This is a genomic window from Belnapia sp. F-4-1 (assembly GCF_000802185.1).
Classification (GTDB): Bacteria; Pseudomonadota; Alphaproteobacteria; order Acetobacterales; family Acetobacteraceae; genus Belnapia.
Genome location: NZ_KN676119.1, coordinates 13,648 through 34,544 on the forward strand (window position 1 = coordinate 13,648; position 20,897 = coordinate 34,544).

The window sequence follows — 20,897 nt, forward strand, 5'->3', positions numbered from 1 at the left end:
GACCTCCCATGGACTGCCGATCCGGAGTGGTCACAACCCTGGGCGCATCAAATAGGCGGTCCATTCAATCGGAAGAACTAGACAGGGTTTCCGGGATTTGCGTAAAGATGCGGAGGAAAGACTTTCGGAAGTGCCGTTGCCCCTTCGCCGCCACTCGCTCCCGAGCACTATCACCGAACCCGCAGGCGCGGCTCCCGAGGTCCAGCTCTGCGTCATGGTCGCGCCCGCCGTTCGCGCCGAGGTCCGGGCCGCCGCCAAGACGCGCGGCCTGACCGTGCGGGCGTTGGTGCTGGGCGCGTTGCGCGATGCCGGGGTGCTGAAGGGGCTCGGCGACGCTGAGTTCGCTGACCGGCGCGCCGTCGTCGCCGCCGCCAAGGCGCGGCTGTGGCGCGAGCACGCCGCGGCGGCGACCGGCACCCTGGCCGCGGCGGGCGCCTCGCCGCCTGCCGCGCGGAAGTCCGGAAGCGACGACGCCTGATGCTTGGCCAAGCCACCCGCGAGGCGCGAGAATGCCCTGCCCACCCCCATAGGGATAACGGACCCCGCGCCGCCGATGTGGATCGGGGCACGGGCTGCGCCGGCCACCGCCGCGCGCATCTGGGTCACGCCACTGCCGCCCCGCACCGCGGCCGCGAAGCCCGGCTCGAAGCGGCCGGCTGCTTCGACAACCGCGACGGCTATACGCGTTACCTCCATGCGATCGCGCTGCTCTACGCCGCGCTCAAGGGCATGCTCGACGACGTCGGGGCCGGAAGGTGGCTGCCGGACTGGCCGCGCCGCCGCAAGGCAGGGCTGATCCGCGTCGACCTGCGCGCCCTCTTCGCCGCGTGGGCGCCCGCGCCGCGTCCACACGCCTTGCCCACGGCGGCTCCGTCGCCGTGACGCCCCCGGACGACATGCCGGCCGCTGCCGACCCGACGGTGGGGTGCGATCGCGAGCTCATCCACATCCCCGGCAGCATCCAGCCGCACGGGCATCTGCTCGCCTTCGCCGGCGACTGCCTCGCCCACGCCAGCGCCGGTGCCGGTGCCGTGCTCCCGGGCGGGATCGCCGCCGCCTTCGGGCAGCCGATCGCGCAGATCCTCGCCGATGCGCCGGACGGGGCGGTGCGCGAGGGACTGCAGCGCCTGCCCGAGACGGGCCCGCTGCAGCTCGGCCGCTTCCGCGCGGCCTCCGGCGCCGCCTTCCAGGCGATCGGCCATCGTTCGCCCGACGGCCACGCCGTCCTTGAGCTCGAGGCGGAGTCAGATGAGGACGGAGCGGCGGCGCAATCGACGCTCGAGGCGCTCTACCCCGGCGTGCGGGACGCCTTCGCGCGGCTCGGGCACGCCGCCTCGTTGGAGGCGATGGCCGCCACCGCGGCCGCAGCGGTGCGGCGCATTGCCGGCTTCGACAGGGTGCTCATCTACCGCTTCGAGGAGAACTGGGATGGCACCGTGGTTGCCGAGAACGGCAACGGGCGCCTGCCCTCCTACCTCGACCTGCGCTTCCCAGCCTCCGATATTCCCGCGCAGGCGCGCCGGCTCTACGAGGTCAACCCGCAGCGCTTGATTGCCGACGCGGCCTACGCCCCGGTGCCGATCCTGTCGGCCCGGCCCGGGCCGCCGCTCGACCTCACCTACGCTGGCCTGCGCAGCGTCTCGCCCGTGCACCTCGAATACATGCGCAACATGGGCACGCCGGCCTCGATGTCGGTCTCCGTCCTGCGCGGCGACGGCCGGCTGTGGGGGCTGGTCTCCTGCCACCATGCCGCGCCACGCCGGATATCCTTCGCGGCCCGGAACGCTTGCGACCTGCTGGCACAGATGTTCGCCGTTCGCGTCGCTGCGCACGAGGAGATGGCCCATACCGAGGCGCGCGCGCGGCTGAAGGGCCTGGAAGGGCGCCTGCTCGCGCGGATGGCGGCAGCGCCCGGGCGGCTCGAGGACGGCCTCCTCGCCGTCCCGTCGGACCTGCTCGAACTGGCCGGGGCGACTGGGGCGGCGGTGCTCACCGAAGGCGGCTGCGCCCTGGTCGGCCGCACGCCGCCGGAGGCTGAGGTGCGGCGCATCGCCGCTTGGCTGGTGGAACGCGGCGCCGACGAGGTGTTCGAGACCGCCTCCCTGGTCGCGCTGCTGCCCGCGGCCAACGCCTTTACCGATACCGCGAGCGGGCTGCTGGCCGTGTCGGTTTCCAAGCTGCACCCGAGCTACGTGCTGTGGTTCCGCCCGGAGGTGGTCCGGACGGTCACCTGGGGCGGCGATCCCCGCAAGCCGGCGGCGCCGGCCCCGGACCGGCTGCACCCGCGCCGTTCCTTCGCCGCCTGGGCGGAGACGGTGCGGCAGCGGGCCGTGCCCTGGAGCATCGCGGAGGTGAGGGCCGCGCAGGACCTGCGCACCGCGGTCGTCGGCGTCGTGCTGCTCGCGGCCGAGGAGCGAGCCGAACTCACCAGCCGGCTGGAGCGGATCAACAAGGAGCTGGCGGCCTTCTCCTATTCGGTCTCGCACGACCTCCGCGCGCCCTTCCGCCACATCGCCGGCTTCGCCGAGCTGCTGCGGGAGTCTGAGGGCGACACGCTCAGCGAGCGGGGGCGGCGGTACGTCGCCACCATCGCCGAGGCGGCGGAGACTGCGGGCCGCCTGGTGGATGCGCTGCTGAACTTCTCGCAGATGGGCCGCGCGTCCCTGGTCCCGATCGAGTTCGACCCGGCGGTACTGGTGGCCGAGGTGCGGCGGGCGCTGGAGCCGGAGCAGGCGGGGCGGCGGATCGAGTGGCGCATCGGGCCGATGCCAACGGTGCAGGCCGATCCCGCCATGCTGCGGCAGGTGTTCCAGAACCTGCTGTCCAACGCGGTCAAGTACACACGCGGCCGCGACCCGGCGATGGTCGAGGTCGGCGGCGAGGCGGCGGGCGGCGAGGTAGTCCTCCGCGTGCGCGACAATGGTGTCGGCTTCGACATGGCCTACGCGCACAAGCTGTTCGGCGTGTTCCAACGCCTGCACCGCGCCGAGGAGTTCGAGGGCATCGGGATCGGCTTGGCCAACGCTCAGCGCATCGTCGAGCGCCACGGCGGCCGGATCTGGGCCGAGGGCAAGCCGGGCAGGGGCGCGACCTTCCACTTCACGCTACCGCGGCGCGAGGCGCCGGCGGGGGAGACGGACTGACATGGCGCAGCTGAGGCCCGTGCTGCTGGTCGAGGACAGCCCGAACGACGTCGAGCTGACGCTTGCGGCGCTGGAGAAGAGCCGGCTGGCCAACCCGGTCGTGGTGGCCCGCGACGGAGTGGAAGCTCTGGACTATTTATTACGAAAAAGTAACAAATATCCGGAGAGCAGCGGCATGGCGGCCCTCCCCGTGGTGGTGCTGCTCGACATCAAGCTGCCCCGGGTAGACGGCCTGGAAGTGCTGGAGCGGATCAAAGGCGACCCGCGGACGCGGCACGTGCCGGTGGTCATGCTGACCTCCTCGCGCGAGGAGCAGGACCTGGTCCGCAGCTACGGGCTCGGCGTCAACGCCTTCGTGGTCAAGCCCGTCGGCCACCGCGACTTCTTCGAGGCTATCCGCGACATCGGCGCCTTCTGGGCGGTGCTCAACGAGCCGCACCCGGACGGCGCCGCCCAGGAGCCGGGCGCCGACCGGTGACGGCGCTCGCCGCCCTTGCGGCGCCCAAGGATGGCGGATGCCGCATCCTGCACCTCGAAGACAGCCCGATCGACGCCGAGCTGGTCGCCTCGCACCTGACGCGGGCTGGAGCCGTGTGCACGATTGAACATGTGGAGACGCGGGACGCCTACGCCGCCGCTCTGGCCGGCGGAGGCTTCGACCTTGTCCTGGCCGACTACGCGCTCCCGGACTTCAATGGGCTCGCGGCCTTGGCGCTGGCACGCGAGCTGGCGCCCGACGCGCCGTTCATCTTCGTCTCCGGCACCTTGGGCGAGGAGGCGGCGGTGGAAGCCGTCAAGCGGGGCGCCACCGACTACGTGGTCAAGCAGCGCTTGGCGCGGCTGCCGGTCGCGGTCGAACGCGCCATGGCCGAGGCGCGGGCGCGGACCAAGCAGCGCGAGTCGCAGACGGCCCTGCGCAGGAGCGAGCAGCGCTACCGCACGCTGTTCGAGGCTATGGACGAGGGCTTCTGCGTCATCGAGATGCTTTTCGACGCGGCCGGGCGCGCCTGCGATTACCGCTTCCTTGAGGTGAATCCCGCCTTCGAACGCCACACCGACCTGCGCGAGGCGGTGGGCAGGACCATGCGCGAGTTCGCGCCGGCGCACGAGGAGCATTGGTTCGAGATTTACGGCCGCGTCGCACTCACCGGTGAGCCGGTCCGTTTCGAGAACCGCGCTGCCAACCTCGACGGGCGCTGGTACGACGTCTACGCCTTCCGCGCCGGCGAGCCCGGGCAGCGGCAGGTCGCGGTCCTGTTCAACGACATCACCGGGCGGAAAGCCGCGGATGAGCGGCAAGTGTTGCTGACGCGCGAGGTGGACCACCGGGCGAAGAACGCTCTGGCCGTGGTGCAATCGATGCTGCGGCTGACCCGCGCGGTGGACATGCCGGGCTACGTCCGCGCGGTCGAGGGCCGGGTCGCCGCCCTGGCGCGGGCGCAGACGCTGCTGGCCCGGGACCGCTGGGCGGGCACGGACCTGCGCGCGCTGCTGGAAGGGGAGCTCGCGCCCTTCCTCGGCGCGGGCGGGACGCGCGCGGCGCTGGACGGGCCGGAGGTTTCGTTGCCGGCAAGCGCGGCGCAGCCGCTGACCATGGCCATGCACGAGCTAGCCACCAACGCGGTGAAGTACGGTGCCCTGTCGAAGGCGGCGGGCTGCGTTTCCGTGTCTTGGCGTGTCGAGCGGGAGCCGGGCGGGCCGATGCTGCTGCGGCTGCGTTGGGCCGAGGCGGGGGGGCCGCCGGTCGCCGGCGCGCCGAAGCGGCACGGCTTCGGCGGGCGGCTGCTGGACGGCACCGTGCGCGCGCAGCTCGGGGGGAAGGTGTCGTTCGCTTGGGAGCCGGCAGGCCTGGTGTGCGGCATCGAGGTGCCGCTCGGGTCAAGGGCCGACCAAGCCCGCCCCGCCGTCAGGCATCGCCTCAAGGAGGCATAGCGCCGACGCCCGGTGGTCGGAACGCACAGCTTCGCGGTTACTGGGCCATGCGGCGCAATGATCCTTACCGCAAGCGAGCCAGCGCTGCCGCAATCGGACTGCGAGCACGAAAAAGCCCGCCTTCCCCTAAGGGCGAAGGCGGGCTTGAGCGAGACCATACCGGTAGGAGTATTCTACATCCCCCACGCTATTCAACCCAGAATGGGGCGTAGGGTTCCATTGCCTTGCTAGTCGGCGCTGCCGCAATCGCGTTGCGAGCAAAAAAAGGGCCGTTCCTGGGAGGGGACGGCGGCCCTAAGTTCAAACTGTTTGGAGCATTCAACCTGTAACGCACCCCTTGTGGTTGAGTTTTTGATCATTCCTCAAGAGAAGCGGCTGTTTTATCAACTCAAGGTTGTATACGTTGCGGGGTAAGAAACCGCCCGCCCCTCGATAGCAAGGAGCGGGCGCAAGTTATGGGACTAATCACAGGGTGAGGCCGTCCAGCCTCACTTCATACAACTCATGATAATTCATTGCGTTTCATGCACCCGTTTAAGTTGCAATTAGGCGCAATGATATCGTGTTGGACCTCAGCGGGCGCCACCGTGGTCAGAGCCAATAGGAGCGGTTTGGTCGTATTTGTTAATGAAAATCCAACCTTCTACTGACAAGCAGAAGACTTATCCTGTCTGCAAACTTACCTCGCCGGCTCCGTCGGCGAGGTCCTTTTGCTGCTTGTGCTCGCGATCACAAAGCGATCAAACACATAATGAGACACCAACTCATTGGTTATTAGTGCCTCGTTAATACGAGATCGTTATCACAAGTCTGATCAAACTGCGGGCTCCACGCCTGCAATGGCAGACGGGATGACAATGACCTTCCTCAGCAATGCGAGTGTTCGCACCAAGCTCATCAGCGCTTTTAGTGCCCTCTTCCTGGTCCTTGCTGGTATTGGCGGTGTCGCCGTGCAGCAGCTGAGCCAGGTCAGCCACATCGCCACTGACATCGGCCGCAACTGGATGCCGTCCATCGGGAACCTTGGCGGGGTGATTGAGGCGGCTAACCGCTATCGCACCCTGCAGGCCAACGCGCTGCTGGTCTCCGAGCCGGCGCAGAAGGCCAGCGTTGCCGAGCGTACCAACAACGCTCTGGGCCGTTTCGAGGAGTTCTGGAAGCGCTATGAGGCGTTTGTCACGCCGGGTGAAGAGCGCCGCCTTGCAGATGCCACCCTGGCCGCCTGGCGCGCCTACCGCTCGCATGATGCGAGGTTTGCTACCCTGGTGAACACGGACCGAGATGGCGGCACGCGGCTCTGGAACGAGGAGCTGCTGCAGGCCTTCACTCTCTTTCGGGAAACGTCTGCTGCCGTGCTGGACTACAATCGGCGCATGGGCTCTGCGGCAGCCGACCAGGCTGAGGCAACCTTTGGCCGTGCAATATGGATGATCGGCTTCGCCACCCTCTTCGCTGCCGCCATGGTCCTGGTCTCGGTGCTGTGGCTGAACGCCGCCATCGTCAAGCGGGTGGTGCAGGTCGCCGGCGCCATGCGCCAGCTGGCACGGCATGACTATGGCTTTGCGCTGCCGGCAGGGGGCGCGGATGAGATCGGCGACATGACCCGGGCGGTGGGGGAGTGCCGCGCGGGGCTGCAGGAGGCCGACCGGCTGGCGGCGGAGCAGGTGCGGCAGCAGGAGGTGCAGGTGCAGCGTGCGGCGCGGCTGGAGGCGCTGACGCGCGGGTTTGAGGGTGCGGTGGGGCAGCTGTCCAGCACCCTGGCCTCGGCGGCGACGGAGCTGCAGGCGACCTCGACGGTGATGTCGGGCAGCGCCGGCCAGGCCAGCGCCCAGGCGGGAGCGGTGGCGGTGGCCGCCGAGCAGGCCAGCGGCAACGTGCAGACCGTGGCGGCCGCCGCCGAGGAGCTCTCGGCCTCGGTCTCCGAGATCTCCCGCCAGGTGGCGCAGTCGGCCAAGGTGGCCGGCCGCGCAGCCGACGACGCCCGGCGGACGGACGCCACCGTGCGCGAGCTCGCCGATGGCGCCCAGCGGATCGGCGAGGTGGTGCGGCTGATCAGCGACATCGCCAGCCAAACCAACCTGCTGGCGCTGAACGCCACGATCGAGGCAGCGCGCGCCGGCGATGCCGGCAAGGGCTTTGCCGTGGTCGCCTCCGAGGTCAAGGCGCTGGCCGGGCAGACCGCCAAGGCCACCGAGGAGATCTCGGTCCAGGTCGGTCAGATCCAGACCGCCACCCGCGACGCGGTGGCCGCCATCCAGGGCATCGCCAGCACCATCGGCGAGGTCAACCAGATCGCCGGCGCCATCGCCGCCGCCGTCGAGGAGCAGGGCTCGGCCACCCAGGAGATCGCCCGCAACGTCCAGCAGGCCGCCGCCGGCACCCAGGAGGTGTCAGTTAGCGTGCAGCAGGTGAGCAATGGAGCGGTTGAGAGCAGCGCGGCTCTAGTAGATGTTCGTGCTGCCGCTGAGGGGATCTCTCAGCAGGGCAACACACTACAAGCTGAACTAACCGGCCTTCTTCAGCGACTAAGGGCAGCTTGAGGGGAATTGTTGCGAGCTGGACGGAAGCGGATAGGCGGCTCCCTTGCGGTGAAAGACCATTGCGCCTTCTTGCAACCTAAACGGGTTCATGAAACGCAATGAGCTGATGTGAGTTGTATGACGTGAGGTCATATGGTCTCACCTCGATAAGGCCCGCAATAGCGCCCGCCCCTTGCCATCAGGGGGCGGGCGTTTTTCATACCGGCAGGCCGATTGCGGCAGCGCCGGCTCGCTTGCGGTAAGGGTGGTTTATCGCAGGTGACGTGCCTAGGTCGTCTATGGTGGTCTTGGCTGATGATGTGCACTCTTCGCACCGCAAATGGTGGAAACGAGGAATGCAGGGAACGGCCAAGCCAACAGCAGAAGTCGCGCGGAACATGCTGGAGCTTGCGAACCGTGGGATCGCAGCACTGCAGAATAGCCCTTCCGGTCCCTGGATAGCTCTGTGGGCTGGGACGGTAACGCTGCTCCGTACCGTAGGCCACGCTCTAGTAGTAGATGCTAAGCGAGACCCCCGGCTATCTGTTGCTCAACAAGAGTGGTGGATCAAAGTCCAAGGCCACAAAAGCAACCCTGGTGAAAATTTCAAAATATTCTGGCATTTTATAGACAAAGATAAAAATAACTTACTGCATGACGCAATTATAAACGCCTCTCAAAGCGTCACAATATATCCCGAACCTAGGGGAGCTATATATGATTTCAAAATGATTAGTGGCCCGTACAGCGGGTACGACAGCACCAAGCTAGTTAAACAAGCAGCTACCTGGTGGGTGGAGCAGATCGCCGAGATTGAGCGCAACGCTGTATAATCAGCGCTCAACCATTGCCCAAGCCCGCATTGCCGCCCCGCACATGGACAGTGGCAGGGTCCGCCCCCATTGCCCATGATGGGGAAAGGGCAGTGTGTCGGCGTCGCGGCCGGAGCGGCGGCACGGCGCATAGACCCGGCCGCCCACAGAGGTGGCGGTGATCCACTCAAAGCCTACCGGTAGTAGGGTCCGCGCCGCGGCCTTGTCAGTCGTGTAGAACGGCGCCGGGCCAGTACGCCCTATCGCCTGATGGATGGTCTCGTCCGCAATGCGGCTGCCGGCTTTGACCACAGCCAGCCGGTCGGCGATGCGGATCAGGCGGTCAAAGCTCGTCACCGCTTCGCCTTAGGCACCGCTCGCATGTAGCGGGGCAACCGCCTCTCATCGACCCACAGGTCGACCAGCGGCGTGATAGTCCCGGCCACGCCGAAGCTGTGGCTGTGGAGCGGGTGCTCGGGCATCCGCAGCCGGCAGACATGGCCACCCTTCTGGCAGTCGATGACAGCGCTGCGGTAGGCATAGGATGGGCCACCGAGCGGGCCCTCGGCGGCGGTCTCGACGAGCCGGGGACGCTCGGGCTCGGGCGGGATCAGTGGATCACTCATCCGATCAGCTTCCGCCACCAGGGCCGCCGGGCATCGGCTTCAAGCCGGCCGGCGCGCTCCTCCGCTTTCTGGGCGCGCTCGCGGAGCCCGTTCGCCTCCGCCGTCGCCACGGCCGCACGGGTGCGCTCCGTTGCCAGTTCGGCCTGCGCGGTCTCGGCCTTCGCCGTGGCTGCGGTCAGGTCTGCTCGCATCCGCACCTCCTGGTCAGATGCGGCTTCCCGGACCCTCGTGATCTCCTCCTGCATCCGCGCCAGCTCAGCCGCATGTGCCTCGGCCAGGCGTTGGATCTCCGCCGTATGTGCGGCCGCAGCGGCATCCGCCATGGTTTGCAGCGTATCCGCCAGCTTCTGCAGGCTGGCCGCATCGGCTTCCGCCAGAGCCGCCAGCGGCGTTTCGAGTGGCGTAAGCTGGCGGTGGCGCCTGTTCAGGCTGCGGTTCCGCTCGATCGCCTCCAGGGTCAGGCCGATCACCCACCGGCCGGTGTTGTCCTTATGGCCCGCGTCTCGCAACAAATCCCTCAGAGGACCCTTGCCCTCGAGGCCGCGGCGGATTGTGTCGTCTGAGACGCCCAGCCTCTCAGCCGCCTCCAGAACCGTTATATTCACCCGTTCCGCCATGCGCCCCCACGCCGCTGGCATACGCCACCCAAAACGCCGCATTCCCTCCGCCAGCATGCGCCAGCGGATGCATAATTATATAGAGTGCGCTGCGAAGGCCAGCGGATGCTAGCGGAAGGCTGCGGAACATGTGATTTCTGCAAAGGCTAAACGTGTGTATAGTGTAGTTATACAACGGCCGCAGGCAGTCAGGTCACCCCATGAAGCCCATTGTCGCCTACCTCCGGGTTAGCACCGCGCAGCAGGGCAAGAGCGGCTTGGGCATCGAGGCCCAGCGGGAGGCGATCGCCCGCTTCGCCGAGGCGGAGGGCTATACCCTGGCCGGGGAGTTCACGGAGGTGGAGACCGGCAAGGGGGCCGACGCCCTGGACCGCCGCCCGCAGCTCGCCGCGGCGCTGGCGCTGGCCCGGAAGGCGAAATGCCCGGTGATCGTCGCCAAGCTCGACCGGCTTTCCCGCGATGTGGCTTTCATCTCGGGTCTGATGGCGCAGCGGGTGCCGTTTGTGGTCGCCGAGTTGGGCGCCGACGTCGATCCGTTCATGATGCACATCTATGCGGCGCTGGCGGAGAAGGAGCGGCGGCTGATCTCCGAGCGGACCCGGGCGGCGCTGGCCCAGAAGAAGGCGCAGGGGGCACTTCTGGGCAACCGGACCAACCTCGCTGCGGCGCAGGAGAAGGGGGCGGCGAGCACTCGCGCGGCGGCCGAAGCCTTCGCCAGCAACACCTTGCCCATCATCCGCCAGATCGAGGCCAGTGGGGTCAGCAGCTACTGCGGCATCGCCGAGGCGCTGAACGCCCGCGGGGTCCGTACCGCGCGCGGCGGCGACTGGCACGCAAGCACCGTGCGGAACATGCTGCTGCGGCAGGAGCTGGCATGACGGCGAGAGGCAGCAAGGGCGCCCCCGGCGCACAGAATTCGCCAGAGATCGACGCGCAGCACCAACTCGATTTATTCGTCGCCTTTGTCGGTGACGTGCCGCTGCGCGATGACCGGGAAGGCATGTCCGTCCCGCTGGTAAGTTTGTCGAAGGGCAAACGTACCCAGCCAATCGAGTGGCGCAGTTCGAACGGCGAGCGGTTCGTGAACGTCACTGCCAATGCCACCCACGGCATGGCCACGATCTGGGACATGGACGTGCTGATCTGGGCCGTGTCGCAGATCAACACGGCGATCAATGCCGGGCGGGAGGTGTCGCCTGTGCTGCGCTTCCAACCCCATGACATGCTGAAAGCTATCGGCCGCGATACCGGTGGCACGTCCTATGGCGAAATGGAGGAGGCCCTGCGGCGGCTCGCCGGAACGCTGGTGGAAACAAACATCCGGTCTGTTAGCCGGCGCCGCGTCGAGATGTTCCATCTGCTGGAGCACTGGGCGCACGACACCGATCCCGTGACCGGACGCAGCAGGGGCATGACGCTGACGTTGCCCGGTTGGATTTACAACGGGGTGGTGCAGCACCGCGACGTGCTGGCCATCTCGCCGCACTACTTCAACCTGACGAGCGGGATCGCCCGCTGGCTCTATCGCCTGGCCCGGCGCCATGCGGGCAGGCAGCCAGCGGGTTGGCGCTTCACTATGCGCACTCTGCATGCACGGTCGGGCTCGCCCCAACCCCTCAGCCAGTTCGCCAAAGACGTGAGGCGGGTGGTCGCTGGGCAAGGCGTGCCGGAATACCGCCTGGACCTGCTGCGCGGGCAGACGGGAGAGGAGGTGGTTGCCATGGTCCGCGACCCAGCAAAAGCCGAATTGCCGCAGCGCCGCGACCTCGCCCGAACCCTGGCGCCGCCGGCTGAATGTTCTGGGGATGAACACGGGGGATCACCACCAGCCGGGCACGGGGGATCACCACCAAAGGCACGGGGGATCACCACCAGAAAACGGGCGCAAACCTCTGATAAAAAAGGGTGATCCGGGAGCTTAACTGTTTAACTCCTACTACGTAGGAGTTCTTTTTAACGATTTCGGGCTGTGGACAACTTCCAGCGCGCAGCCCCCCTCGCCCCGGCACCAGAACGCCCGCTAGGGCCGCTTACGGCTCGACAGGGGGAGCAAGGCCCCCGGAGCCTCTACGGCGCCTCCAGCCGCGCCGGAGTGGCCGGAAGTCCATGCCCAGCATCGGCCGGGCTGAGGGGTCACAAGGTTGCTCGGGGAGGAGGCCGGCGACGCATGCGCTGGTCCTGCTGAAAATACGGTTTTGAATGACCCTCCCAGCTAATCCACCTAATCGACGAGGGGCGCGCGGCGCCTCCGCCCAACCGCGCAACGGCCCGCTAGCTTCCGTGCCAGCCCGCCATACAATCCGAGGCGGCAGGGCGGGGTAGGCCCCCCTCGTGCCGGGCACCTCCGCCTCGGCCGCCCTGCCACTTTGCGGCGGAGCGTGCGGAGGGCGCGATGGCAGATGACGACGGGCACGAGGTCCGCTGGAACGCACTATTTGATCCGGAAGCAGCCCGGCGGGCATTTGCTCTTGAGCGTGCCATGCCAAGTCAGAGGGACTGCCCGAACGATGCGCTGCGTATAGCCATCGGTGCGTTGGTGCTTGAACGCGGTCGTGCTGGCGCGTCGGCGTACTTGCACGAACTGGCCAACAAGGTACGGCGGACCAGGCCGGTCATGAACGTGCTTTTCAACCCGAAATTTCTGCCCAAGGAGCTCAGGCCACGGCGAGGCCACCCCCCGTTGCGTGACATACGGCAGCAAGCATTGCTGTTCCTGAAGGAAGAAGAGGAGCAAGGGGAAGGTGAGCCGAAGCTTACCTTCAGAGGGTTCGGCCGCCGCGTCGCGGAAGAGGCAAAGCGCCGCGGATATCCGCCGCCGTACAAGAGCCTCGCTGGCTATGCGGCCGCGCTCGGGCAGGAGGTGAAGAAGATCCGAGCCGAGCGAACCGACGGGGGAAGAACCTAAATTTAATCGGCCCGCCGGAACGCCGATTTGTCTGTTACTGCAAGCCGCCTCCGCTCCGGATAACTGAATGGCCGTCCGCCACGCCCCGCAACGGGGGCCTGGCATACGGAGGCCGCATGACGACCAAATCCCGTCTGCTCAGCACCACCGCCGCACCGCCCGCGCCGCCGCCGCCGCCGCCGGCACCGCCTACGCCGGATCTTTCGCAGCTACCGGTGAACGTCGATCGCAAGACCGCTGCGGATCTGGTGACCCACTACTTCTTCCAGATCTCGCCCCGCACGCTGGAGCGCTGGCCTGTCCCGGCCGTGGTCGTGAACGGCAAGGCCATGAGCCCGACCGCCGCCATCCTGGCGCACGCGCAATTGGTGATGGAGGCCGCGCAGGCACGCGGCAGCCGCTCCACCGAGCGCGCAGCCTAATCGCAACTCGATCAGAACCCGGCACGGCGCTGATCAAGTTGCGGAAGGCAGTACTTAGGCTGGGAAGCCTGTATTTTATGCCATTCCTGCACGAATTCCAGCGTCGCGCCCTCGAAAAGGGTGCCCCATGTCCACGACCACACAAACCCGCCCCGGCCTCGTCCTCATCAGCTGCAAACTCCGGGTGCAGAATTCGCTGCGCTGCTTCGCCGGCGTGCGGCTGCCGAACGGCCTCGCCATCCACGACATCGCCGTCCACACCAGCAACGGCAAAAGCTGGGTGAACCTGCCGTCCAAGCCGATGGTTGACCGCGACGGCCAGGTGATGCGCGACCCAACCACGGGGAAGCCCAAGTACACCCCAATCCTCGAATGGCCCGACCGGGCGACGGCCGACCGCTTCTCCGTGGCCGTGATCGACGCCATCGAGGCGCAGCATCCCGGCGCGGTGCGGTCATGAGCGCCGTGCAGCAGGGCGCCCGCCTCGTCCTGATGGAGAGCCTGCGCGACGAGCTCGGCGAGCCCCGCATTGCAATCCTTCCGCCAGGTCCCCGCGCCGTCCCGGTCGCCTTCACCTCCATGTCGGAGGCGCTGGCCGCGATCCGCAACCTCGGGGGCCGCTCATGAACGCCGAAGCCACACGCCCCGCCCCGACGGACCCCTGGAGCGCGAACGTGCTGCAGGCGCCCGGCGCCCGCCTCTGCAAGATCATCCGCCCCGGCGCGGATCCGGTGCCGGCGCAGCTGCCGCTCCGCTACGACATGCACCCGGCCGCCGTGCGGACGCTGGGCGAGCTGGAGGGCTTGCTGGCCCGCCTCGCCGCGGCAAGGGACTGCTGCATCGTCCGCGCCGCGCCCGCCGATCCGGCGCGCGTGCTGATGGTCCGGCGGCTGCTGCACCACGACCCGGAGACGGGCGAGGTGCCGACGCTGCGGGATGTGCAGCGCGCCCTCGTCGCGCTCGACCTCGACGGCGCGGCGCTGCCGGTCGGCTGCGACCCGCGCGACCTCGCCGCTTGCCATGCCGTGGTCGCCCCGACACTGCCGGCGGAGATGCGCGGCGCCGGATGCGTGGTGCAGGCCACCGGCTCGCACGGGATCAAGCCCGGCATTCGCGTCCGGCTGTGGTTCCTGCTGGATCGCCCGTGCTGGGGCGCCGACCTTGCCGCATGGCTGGCGGAGGTGCCGGGCCTCGACCCGACGTGCTTCCGGCCGGTGCAGGTGATTTTCACCGCGGCGCCGATCTTCGCCGACGGCGCCGTGGACCCGCTGCCCTCGCGCCTGTTGGCGGTGCCGGGGCCGGCGGCGGCGCCACCGTCCCTGGAGAAGTACCGGCGCCCTCCACCTCCACCGCCCGGTGCGGTGATGCGCCGATGGGGCAATGGCGGGCAGGAGAAGACCGTTGCGCGCTTCGCGGCGCTGCTGCGGACTGTGGCCGGCGCAGCCGAAGGCACCCGCCACTGCACCCTGTATTGGGCCGCTTGCCGGGCGGGTGAGTTGGTGATGGCGGGCGAGTTGGTGCGGGCAGCTGCCGCCGATGCGCTGGCGGATGCGGCCATGCAAGGCGGCGGCAAGGACGCGGTGAACGCCCGCAAGACGGCATCCGCCGGCATCGCGCGCGGCATGGTGGAGTGCGCTTGATGGACAGCGCCTTCGACGCTGCCGCCAGCGCAGCCCTCACTCCGCGCGACAAGCGCCCGCTCCACCGTGATGTGGAGCCGCCGACCCCGTTCCCCATGCAGGCTCTGGGGCCGCTCCAGGCCGCCGCCGAGGGGCTGCAGGATCGCGTGCAGAGCCCAGCCGCCCTCTGCGCACAATCGGTCCTGGCCGCCGCCACGCTGGCCGCGCAGCCGCATGCCGACGTGGTGCTGCCGTCCGGCAGGCCGCACCCGCTGTCCCAGCTGTTCCTGACGGTGGCAGTCAGCGGCGAGCGCAAAACCTCGGCCGATCGCATTGCGCTGGCCGAAGTGTACCGAACGGAAGCCGAATGGCGCGACGCCTACGCCGCCAGTCTTGATGCCTTCAAGCGCGACCACGCCGCCTGGAAGGAGGCGACCGAGAACGCGAAGAAGAAGGGCAGGGAGGCCAAGGGTGCGCAGGATGGTGGTCGGGCTGAAATCCGCGCCGCCCTCGCCGGGGTCGGCACCGAGCCGCGCGAGCCGCCGCACCCCATGATGATCGTGTCCGATCCGACGCCCGACGGCCTCGTGCAGCACCTCCAGCAGTGCCGGCCCTCGGCCGGCTTGTTCACCTCGGAGGGCGGTGGGTTCATCGGCGGCCATGCCATGAACGACGACAACCGGATGCGCACCGGAGCCCTGCTCAACGCCGTTTGGGACGGCGAGCCGATCCGGCAGCAGCGGGTAATGCGCGGCCTGGTGTTCCTGCCCGGGCGGCGGGTGACGATGCACCTGATGGCGCAGCCGGCGGCGGCGGCGCGCCTGCTCGGCGACGAGATGCTCGACGATCTCGGCCTGCTCGCCCGCTGCCTGGTGGTCGAGCCCGAGAGCACCATCGGCACCCGGGCATTCCGCGAAACAACGGAAACCGCCCGCCTCGCGCTGGATGCGTATCACGGCCGGATCGGGGAGCTGCTGCGGCGGGCTCCGCCGACGCATCCCGACGACGACCGCACCCTCACACCCCGACCACTGCCTCTTGCGCCCGCTGCCCGGGCCGCATGGATCAACTTCCACGACCATGTGGAATACGATCTCGCGGACGGCGGGGCGCTGCGGCCGGTGCGGGCTTTCGGCGCCAAGCTGGCGGAGCATGCGGGGCGCCTGGCCGGGGTGCTGACGCTGTTCAATGACCCGGACGCGCACGAGGTGCCGGCAGCGATGATGGCGTGCGGCATCGCCCTGGCGCAGCACTATGCAAAGGAGGCGCTGCGGCTACAGGGCGCCGCGTCGATCGCGCCCGATCTGGTCTTGGCGCAGCGGCTGTTGGCGTGGTGGCAGGCCCGCCCGGATCCTCAGTGTCACCTGGCGATGATCTACCAGAAGGGGCTCAACGCCATCCGTACGGCGGAGCAGGCGCGGCGGATCGTCGGCATTCTCCAGGAACACGGGTTCGTCACGCCGTTGCCCCCCGGCGTCGAGATCGACGGTAAGGCGCGCCGCGAAGCGTGGATCTTGGTGCCATGAGCGGCGGCGCCCTTTCCTTTGATCCCTGGGCGGCCATCGCCGCGGCCGAGGGCCGCGCCCTGGGGCTGGCTGGGTTAGGTGATTTAGGTGGATTAGGTGGGGGGTGCATTCCAAAGGCGGTTCTCGCGCCCCTGCCATCGCCCGGATTAGCCGAATTAGCCGGATTAGGCGGGGGGGTCATCCAAGAGCCGATTTCTGCACCGGACCCCGCCCGCCCCCTCGTCGACCACGACGCTGCCGAGGCCGAGGCGATGGCGGCCTTCTATGCCGCGCCAGCCCTGGGCCTGGTCGGGTCGACCTACTGCTTCCCCTGCGGCGCGGCGGTGCCGAGCGGAGAGCGCGTGTGGTCCAACGCGCGAGGTTGGTGCTGCGCGGCGTGCAGCCCTTGTCATGGCGACCAGGCGCCGAAGGTGGTCCGATGAACTCGCCGCTCCCAGATCCGGCTGTCGACGCCCTCGAGGCGGCCAGCGAGGACGACCGCCTCTGGTTTGAGGCGCATCCGCACCGCCAGCACCGCATCCGCCCCTACAAGCCGGGCGAAGGTCTGCCCGGGCATCCCGACCCCGCGCCACTCCCGGGCCACGGCCTGTTCGTCGCCGTGCGGCAGGTGCAGCCCGGGATGCGGGTGCGGCTTTCCTTCTATGCCGAGGGCGAGCCGGCGACAGGCGAGTACGCCGCATCGCGTCGCGTCACTCTGCTACTCCGACGGGGGCAGCGGTGATGAGGGAGGGGTGATGCTCGACCAGCCCGAGCCAAACGCGCGCACGCGTACGCGCGCTCACGAAGCAGCCGCCATGCCAATCCCGCGGGTGGTGGCGGTGCGAGTGCCGGCGATCGACCGGCGGACGCCGTTCGTGGAGATCGAGGTGGAAATCGGCCCGGTCGCGGTGGTGGTGGGCGTGGCGCACACCCGACGCGGCTGGCTCGAGCTCCGGATCCCGCAGGCGTTTGCAGGCGGCCCGGCGATTACTGTGAGCCCGGCGATTTGGGGCGAGGTGGAGCAACTGGCGCTGACCACCGCCACCACCGACCCCGCCGCCAAGCGCCACCTGATGAACCATCGCTATCAGCGGAACGCCCGTAGCAGCACGTCCGCGCCGAGGGAGATCTCGCTATGACCACCTGGACGCCCCGCGCCGTCTCCGTCCGGGTGCCGGCCGGCGAGCGGCGCAATCCGATCGCCATGGTGCGCCTGAAGCTGGGACCGCTGATGCTCGAGCTCGGCGTGTCGCGGCTAAAGAAGACCGGGCTGATGGTGCGGCTGCCGATGGGCGAGGGCGGGGTGCCGGCGGTCGAGGCGGATGCGCCGACCTGGGCTGCGATCCAGCAGGCGGCCATCGGCGCGGTGGCGGCGGACCCGGTTGCCCGCGAGCACCTGCTCGGGCCGGAGATGAAGAAGCTGGGCTTGGCGCGGTGATGCCCTTGGACAGCCCGGCCGAGCACCTGGACGAGGCACTGAATGCCCTCTCCGCCGCCGGCTATGCACATGGCTTGCGAGTGCTGCAGGGCTGCCGCTTAGGGCCGCAGAAGCAGCGCGACGACCAGGGGCAGTCTCCCGGCACCAACAGCATGACGATGCCGCCGCTCGGCGGTGGCGGATGGAGTGGTGAGCCAGCACGCCGCGCATGGTTCGGGCCAATCGGCGCCGCGCTGCATTGTCTGGGGTCGAGGCGCTCCGGCGGCGGCAATCGGGGGGATCAAGCCGCCGGAGCTTCAGCCGTCTCAGTCGGGGAGAATTAGGACCGATTGCCTGCAACCATAGTTATACACAGATTTATTCTGCCTGAACCATAAAACGTCTTGCGAATAAGAACAAATCCCTCCCAGGTTGGGGTGGCACAACATGGGATCATGTGCCGCCAGTGGAGATCGGCAGCGCATATCATTCGGACATCGATCTGCACTGCTTTGTAGAACATGCACTCGGGAGAAAGACCAAATGACCGTCGGTACGCAGAATGCGGACACCTTACAAAACCTGGCGGATGGATTTGCTTACGGTCTTGATGACAACGATATTATTTCTTTCGATGCATCGGCTGCCTCTGTATACGCCGACGGCGGTCGCGGAAATGATGTAGTTTACGGATCAGGCAATAATGATGTGCTCTTGGGAGGAGAAGGCGACGACATTATCCGCCTAATATCACCCACCGAGATCTCTCCTGGCGTCTTTGTCCCCGAAATCGCGGGGGGGTTTGCGGATGGGGGTCGAGGTACAGACCAAATCAATGGCACTTCTTTCGCTGACACTATTCTTGGCGGCGAGGGAAATGACGACATACGCAGTTATATTGGCGACGATATTATTTACGGAGGCAATGGACTAGATCTTATCTTGGGGGAAAGCGGGACTGATCAGATCTATGGAGATGCCGGGAACGATACCATCTTTGGTAATGACGATGGCGACATATTAGACGGCGTGAGCGGAGATGATCAAATCGATGGGGGTGCTGGTAACGATTTTATCTCCGGTGATGGTGGAAACGACTTGTTAAACGGTGGGGAAGATGTGGATACCCTCTACGGTAAAGAAGGTAATGACACTCTTATCGGTAATGCAGGCAACGACGTCATGTACGGTGGCGTTGGCAATGACCTTTATGAGGTAACCGAGATTGGCGACACCCTCGCTGAGGAAGGCTCAGACTTTGGCGGCGGCGGCTTCGACGTCGTTTATAGCTCCGTGAACTTCGCACTGTCATTTGGCGTTGAGCAACTTATTCTCACCGGCTCTGCCTCGTATGGCTACGGCTCAGCCTCGGACAATGTCTTAGTTGGCAACGACCTCGACAACGTCCTGGAGGGCGCTGCTGGTTACGACTACCTAACTGGCGGAGCTGGTGCCGATCGCTTTGTCTCCCGGGATAACTTCGGCGTTGATATCGTCACCGACTTTGCGGCTGGGGTGTCGGGCACTGACACCATCTTCCTTACAAGTGCCCGTTTCGCCTCGGGTTTCGCCACTGTCCTCGCGCAGTCTGCCCAGGTCGGCCTCGACACGTGGATTGGGGACGGCCTCGGCAATACCATTGTCTTGACAAACGTTGCCCGCGGCCAGCTCGCTGCGGATGACTTCGCCTTTATCTGACCCTGTCTGTATTGTGGCGTTGTTCGGCGCCGGTGCCACGAGAGGTCGCCCAGCAAACTTGGGCGGCTTCAGCCCGGCGCCAGCTACTGGTTAAGCATTTATCTATGTTAGAAATGCCGGCGCTCGGGCCGTGTCGCCTCCGAGGCCGCCGGCATACCCAGTAGTCATGTCGGTTTGGTCTTTAAAGCGCCAAGCATGCATTGCCCATCTCTGATGCGGTCACTCTTCGGCGAAGATTAGGCGCTCTATGCAACCATCTTCGGCGAACTGCGCCGTCGGTCTGGAAACTTACCCAAGACGCCCTGGCCGCGATCGGCGCAGCGATTGGCATGCCGACGGCTGAGGCGACCAAGTTGATGACGGGGAAACAGTGGCGGGCAGGCGACGTGGCGTTGCTTGAGGCTGCGGCCACAAAGGATGGAAAATGAGGCACAAAATTTAACTATTTAGAAACACATTCGATATAATATTATAAAATATGCTTATAAGTTGCGGGATAATTGGGGTCGAAAATGAACGCTTTCAATTCGATTAATGCAACTTCCGAGACACTTCCAAGGAAATCAGAAAAGTTTAGCAACATGAATGTCCGCAACTGGAGTATTGGGAAGAAGTTAGCCTCTTCTTTTGCTTTAGTGGTTGTCATAACCATTTCAGTGAATGCGGTGACTTGGTCAACACTCAGTTCGATCGAGCAAACTGCAGATCAAACTGACCATACTCATAAGGTGCTTGCTGAACTTAACAGCGCCATGGCAGCGATGGTCGACCAAGAAACCGGCCTTCGCGGCTATTTGCTCTCGGAGAATGACCAAGGGTTTCTTGCTCCCTTCCAAACCGGTCGGGATAGTTATACCCGGCACTTCAATGAGGTTCGGCGTCTAACCTCCGATAATCCGGCACAGCAGAGCCGGCTGGCCGACCTAGATCGCTCTGCACAGGCTTGGCGTGAGGGACACGCCAATCGAGCAATCGCCATGATGGTGCACCCTGAAATGCGCACCCAAGCCCGACACATGGAACTGAGTGGTGGCGGCAAGGCCAGCATGGATGGCCTTCGTGCTAAATTGGCGGAGATTGCAGGCGAGGAGCAGCGCCTAATGTCCCTTCGCAGCACAGCACAGGCATCGGCCTTCGAAATGGGCCGGGTGGTGAACTTGGTAGGTGGTACGCTGGCGGTGCTGTCGGCTGCCGTACTGGCCCTGGTGTTGGCACGCGGCATTGCCAGTCCAGTACGTGCCCTGACCGGATGCATGGGGCGCATCGCGGGAGGAGATTTGCGGGTCGAGATCCCTTGCCAAGGGCGTGGCGATGAACTGGGCCACATGGCCAAAACAGTGCTTAATTTCCGTGACAGCTTGGAAGAAGCAGAACTCCTGCGCGCCCAGCAAGCTGAGGCTGAAGTTCTAGCAGGTCAGGAAAAGCGGCAAGCAACTCAGCAGTTTGCAAACAACGTTGAGCAGGCGCTTGGTAGTGTAGTGCAGGCATTGTCTGGAGCTGCGGCCAAGCTGATTTCCTCCACACAGAGCCTGTCCGATTTGGCCGATATCACCCAAACACAAGCAGGCTCTGCAGCAGCCGGTGCTACCCAGGCCAGCGGCAATGTGCAGACGGTGGCAGCCGCCGCCGAGGAGCTCTCGGCCTCGGTCTCCGAGATCTCCCGCCAGGTGGCGCAGTCGGCC

Annotated in this window: 23 protein-coding genes; 20 read left to right on the top strand and 3 right to left on the bottom strand. The window is 66.6% G+C overall.

Going from position 1 to position 20,897, the window contains the following annotated elements:
- Positions 1-130 precede the first annotated feature (130 nt).
- The 7 genes from LH62_RS27770 to LH62_RS30915 all read left to right on the top strand — a co-directional run bounded on the left by LH62_RS27770 (position 131) and on the right by LH62_RS30915 (position 8,427).
- The gene (locus LH62_RS27770) at positions 131-478 is read left to right on the top strand and encodes a hypothetical protein (protein WP_144404781.1); all 348 of its coding nucleotides are present in this window, start codon (positions 131-133) and stop codon (positions 476-478) included.
- Positions 479-555: 77 nt separating this feature from the next.
- Positions 556-882: a hypothetical protein gene (locus LH62_RS27775; protein WP_043367489.1), complete on the top strand. Its 327-nt coding sequence runs from the start codon at positions 556-558 to the stop codon at positions 880-882.
- Positions 879-3,143 carry an ATP-binding protein gene (locus LH62_RS27780; protein ID WP_236552724.1) on the top strand — a complete coding sequence of 755 codons (2,265 nt, stop codon included), beginning with the start codon at positions 879-881 and terminating at the stop codon, positions 3,141-3,143. Before LH62_RS27775 ends, LH62_RS27780 begins: the two co-directional genes overlap by 4 nt.
- A 1-nt stretch (position 3,144) precedes the next feature.
- A complete protein-coding gene (locus tag LH62_RS27785) occupies positions 3,145-3,621 on the top strand; it encodes a response regulator (protein WP_043367490.1) in 477 nt (158 codons plus the stop codon).
- Positions 3,618-5,075: an HWE histidine kinase domain-containing protein gene (locus LH62_RS27790; RefSeq protein ID WP_052215202.1), complete on the top strand. Its 1,458-nt coding sequence runs from the start codon at positions 3,618-3,620 to the stop codon at positions 5,073-5,075. Before LH62_RS27785 ends, LH62_RS27790 begins: the two co-directional genes overlap by 4 nt.
- An 857-nt stretch (positions 5,076-5,932) precedes the next feature.
- Complete coding sequence (locus LH62_RS27795) at positions 5,933-7,615, top strand: methyl-accepting chemotaxis protein (RefSeq protein WP_043367491.1); 1,683 nt, start codon at positions 5,933-5,935, stop codon at positions 7,613-7,615.
- A 335-nt stretch (positions 7,616-7,950) separates the two neighbouring features.
- On the top strand, positions 7,951-8,427 hold the full coding sequence (locus LH62_RS30915) for a hypothetical protein (protein WP_144404782.1): 477 nt from the start codon (positions 7,951-7,953) through the stop codon (positions 8,425-8,427).
- Here LH62_RS30915 and LH62_RS27800 read toward each other — a convergent pair whose 3' ends face one another.
- Genes LH62_RS27800 through LH62_RS27810 form a run of 3 tightly spaced genes read right to left on the bottom strand, consistent with a single transcriptional unit; the run spans position 8,428 to position 9,502 of the window.
- Complete coding sequence (locus LH62_RS27800; RefSeq protein ID WP_043367492.1) at positions 8,428-8,763, bottom strand: hypothetical protein; 336 nt, start codon at positions 8,761-8,763, stop codon at positions 8,428-8,430.
- The gene (locus LH62_RS27805; protein ID WP_043367493.1) at positions 8,760-9,032 is read right to left on the bottom strand and encodes a hypothetical protein; all 273 of its coding nucleotides are present in this window, start codon (positions 9,030-9,032) and stop codon (positions 8,760-8,762) included. Before LH62_RS27805 ends, LH62_RS27800 begins: the two co-directional genes overlap by 4 nt.
- Positions 9,029-9,502 (bottom strand): hypothetical protein, encoded by a 474-nt coding sequence (locus LH62_RS27810; RefSeq protein WP_043367496.1) that lies wholly within the window; start codon positions 9,500-9,502, stop codon positions 9,029-9,031. The genes LH62_RS27805 and LH62_RS27810 overlap by 4 nt, the downstream gene beginning before the upstream one ends.
- 347 nt (positions 9,503-9,849) lie before the next feature.
- Between LH62_RS27810 and LH62_RS27815 the strand changes: the two genes are divergently transcribed.
- The 13 genes from LH62_RS27815 to LH62_RS30925 all read left to right on the top strand — a co-directional run.
- Complete coding sequence (locus LH62_RS27815; protein WP_043367497.1) at positions 9,850-10,527, top strand: recombinase family protein; 678 nt, start codon at positions 9,850-9,852, stop codon at positions 10,525-10,527.
- Entirely contained in the window at positions 10,524-11,558 is a 1,035-nt protein-coding gene (locus LH62_RS27820) for a replication initiator protein A (RefSeq protein WP_052215204.1), read from the top strand. The genes LH62_RS27815 and LH62_RS27820 overlap by 4 nt, the downstream gene beginning before the upstream one ends.
- A gap of 483 nt (positions 11,559-12,041) precedes the next feature.
- Positions 12,042-12,554, top strand: coding sequence for a hypothetical protein (locus LH62_RS30920; RefSeq protein WP_144404783.1), 513 nt, complete (start codon positions 12,042-12,044; stop codon positions 12,552-12,554).
- 116 nt (positions 12,555-12,670) lie between these two features.
- Positions 12,671-12,976, top strand: a complete 306-nt coding sequence (locus LH62_RS27830) for a hypothetical protein (RefSeq protein WP_043367500.1) — start codon at positions 12,671-12,673, stop codon at positions 12,974-12,976.
- A 127-nt stretch (positions 12,977-13,103) separates the two neighbouring features.
- Complete coding sequence (locus LH62_RS28845) at positions 13,104-13,436, top strand: hypothetical protein (protein WP_052215206.1); 333 nt, start codon at positions 13,104-13,106, stop codon at positions 13,434-13,436.
- On the top strand, positions 13,433-13,603 hold the full coding sequence (locus LH62_RS31400; RefSeq protein ID WP_160299927.1) for a hypothetical protein: 171 nt from the start codon (positions 13,433-13,435) through the stop codon (positions 13,601-13,603). Before LH62_RS28845 ends, LH62_RS31400 begins: the two co-directional genes overlap by 4 nt.
- On the top strand, positions 13,600-14,616 hold the full coding sequence (locus tag LH62_RS27840) for a hypothetical protein (protein WP_043367503.1): 1,017 nt from the start codon (positions 13,600-13,602) through the stop codon (positions 14,614-14,616). The genes LH62_RS31400 and LH62_RS27840 overlap by 4 nt, the downstream gene beginning before the upstream one ends.
- Positions 14,616-16,121 carry a YfjI family protein gene (locus LH62_RS27845; protein WP_052215208.1) on the top strand — a complete coding sequence of 502 codons (1,506 nt, stop codon included), beginning with the start codon at positions 14,616-14,618 and terminating at the stop codon, positions 16,119-16,121. Before LH62_RS27840 ends, LH62_RS27845 begins: the two co-directional genes overlap by 1 nt.
- A gap of 418 nt (positions 16,122-16,539) precedes the next feature.
- Complete coding sequence (locus LH62_RS27850; RefSeq protein WP_043367504.1) at positions 16,540-16,842, top strand: hypothetical protein; 303 nt, start codon at positions 16,540-16,542, stop codon at positions 16,840-16,842.
- Between the two features lie 13 nt (positions 16,843-16,855).
- Complete coding sequence (locus LH62_RS27855; RefSeq protein WP_043367505.1) at positions 16,856-17,239, top strand: hypothetical protein; 384 nt, start codon at positions 16,856-16,858, stop codon at positions 17,237-17,239.
- Positions 17,236-17,538: a hypothetical protein gene (locus LH62_RS27860; protein ID WP_043367507.1), complete on the top strand. Its 303-nt coding sequence runs from the start codon at positions 17,236-17,238 to the stop codon at positions 17,536-17,538. Before LH62_RS27855 ends, LH62_RS27860 begins: the two co-directional genes overlap by 4 nt.
- A gap of 522 nt (positions 17,539-18,060) precedes the next feature.
- A complete protein-coding gene (locus LH62_RS29975) occupies positions 18,061-19,215 on the top strand; it encodes a calcium-binding protein (RefSeq protein WP_160299928.1) in 1,155 nt (384 codons plus the stop codon).
- Between the two features lie 512 nt (positions 19,216-19,727).
- The coding region (locus tag LH62_RS30925) for a CHASE3 domain-containing protein (RefSeq protein WP_144404784.1) at positions 19,728-20,897 on the top strand (1,170 nt) is incomplete at its 3' end.

Excerpts from the sequence above, each read along its gene's own strand:
- LH62_RS27785 (WP_043367490.1), top strand. The coding sequence starts at position 3,145 with ATGGCGCAGCTGAGGCCCGTGCTGCTGGTCGAGGACAGCCCGAACGAC.
- LH62_RS27795 (WP_043367491.1), top strand. The coding sequence starts at position 5,933 with ATGACCTTCCTCAGCAATGCGAGTGTTCGCACCAAGCTCATCAGCGCT.
- LH62_RS30915 (WP_144404782.1), top strand. The coding sequence starts at position 7,951 with ATGCAGGGAACGGCCAAGCCAACAGCAGAAGTCGCGCGGAACATGCTG.
- LH62_RS27805 (WP_043367493.1), bottom strand. The coding sequence starts at position 9,032 with ATGAGTGATCCACTGATCCCGCCCGAGCCCGAGCGTCCCCGGCTCGTC.
- LH62_RS27815 (WP_043367497.1), top strand. The coding sequence starts at position 9,850 with ATGAAGCCCATTGTCGCCTACCTCCGGGTTAGCACCGCGCAGCAGGGC.
- LH62_RS27820 (WP_052215204.1), top strand. The coding sequence starts at position 10,524 with ATGACGGCGAGAGGCAGCAAGGGCGCCCCCGGCGCACAGAATTCGCCA.
- LH62_RS30920 (WP_144404783.1), top strand. The coding sequence starts at position 12,042 with ATGGCAGATGACGACGGGCACGAGGTCCGCTGGAACGCACTATTTGAT.
- LH62_RS27830 (WP_043367500.1), top strand. The coding sequence starts at position 12,671 with ATGACGACCAAATCCCGTCTGCTCAGCACCACCGCCGCACCGCCCGCG.
- LH62_RS28845 (WP_052215206.1), top strand. The coding sequence starts at position 13,104 with ATGTCCACGACCACACAAACCCGCCCCGGCCTCGTCCTCATCAGCTGC.
- LH62_RS31400 (WP_160299927.1), top strand. The coding sequence starts at position 13,433 with ATGAGCGCCGTGCAGCAGGGCGCCCGCCTCGTCCTGATGGAGAGCCTG.
- LH62_RS27840 (WP_043367503.1), top strand. The coding sequence starts at position 13,600 with ATGAACGCCGAAGCCACACGCCCCGCCCCGACGGACCCCTGGAGCGCG.
- LH62_RS27845 (WP_052215208.1), top strand. The coding sequence starts at position 14,616 with ATGGACAGCGCCTTCGACGCTGCCGCCAGCGCAGCCCTCACTCCGCGC.
- LH62_RS27850 (WP_043367504.1), top strand. The coding sequence starts at position 16,540 with ATGAACTCGCCGCTCCCAGATCCGGCTGTCGACGCCCTCGAGGCGGCC.
- LH62_RS27855 (WP_043367505.1), top strand. The coding sequence starts at position 16,856 with ATGCTCGACCAGCCCGAGCCAAACGCGCGCACGCGTACGCGCGCTCAC.
- LH62_RS27860 (WP_043367507.1), top strand. The coding sequence starts at position 17,236 with ATGACCACCTGGACGCCCCGCGCCGTCTCCGTCCGGGTGCCGGCCGGC.
- LH62_RS29975 (WP_160299928.1), top strand. The coding sequence starts at position 18,061 with ATGACCGTCGGTACGCAGAATGCGGACACCTTACAAAACCTGGCGGAT.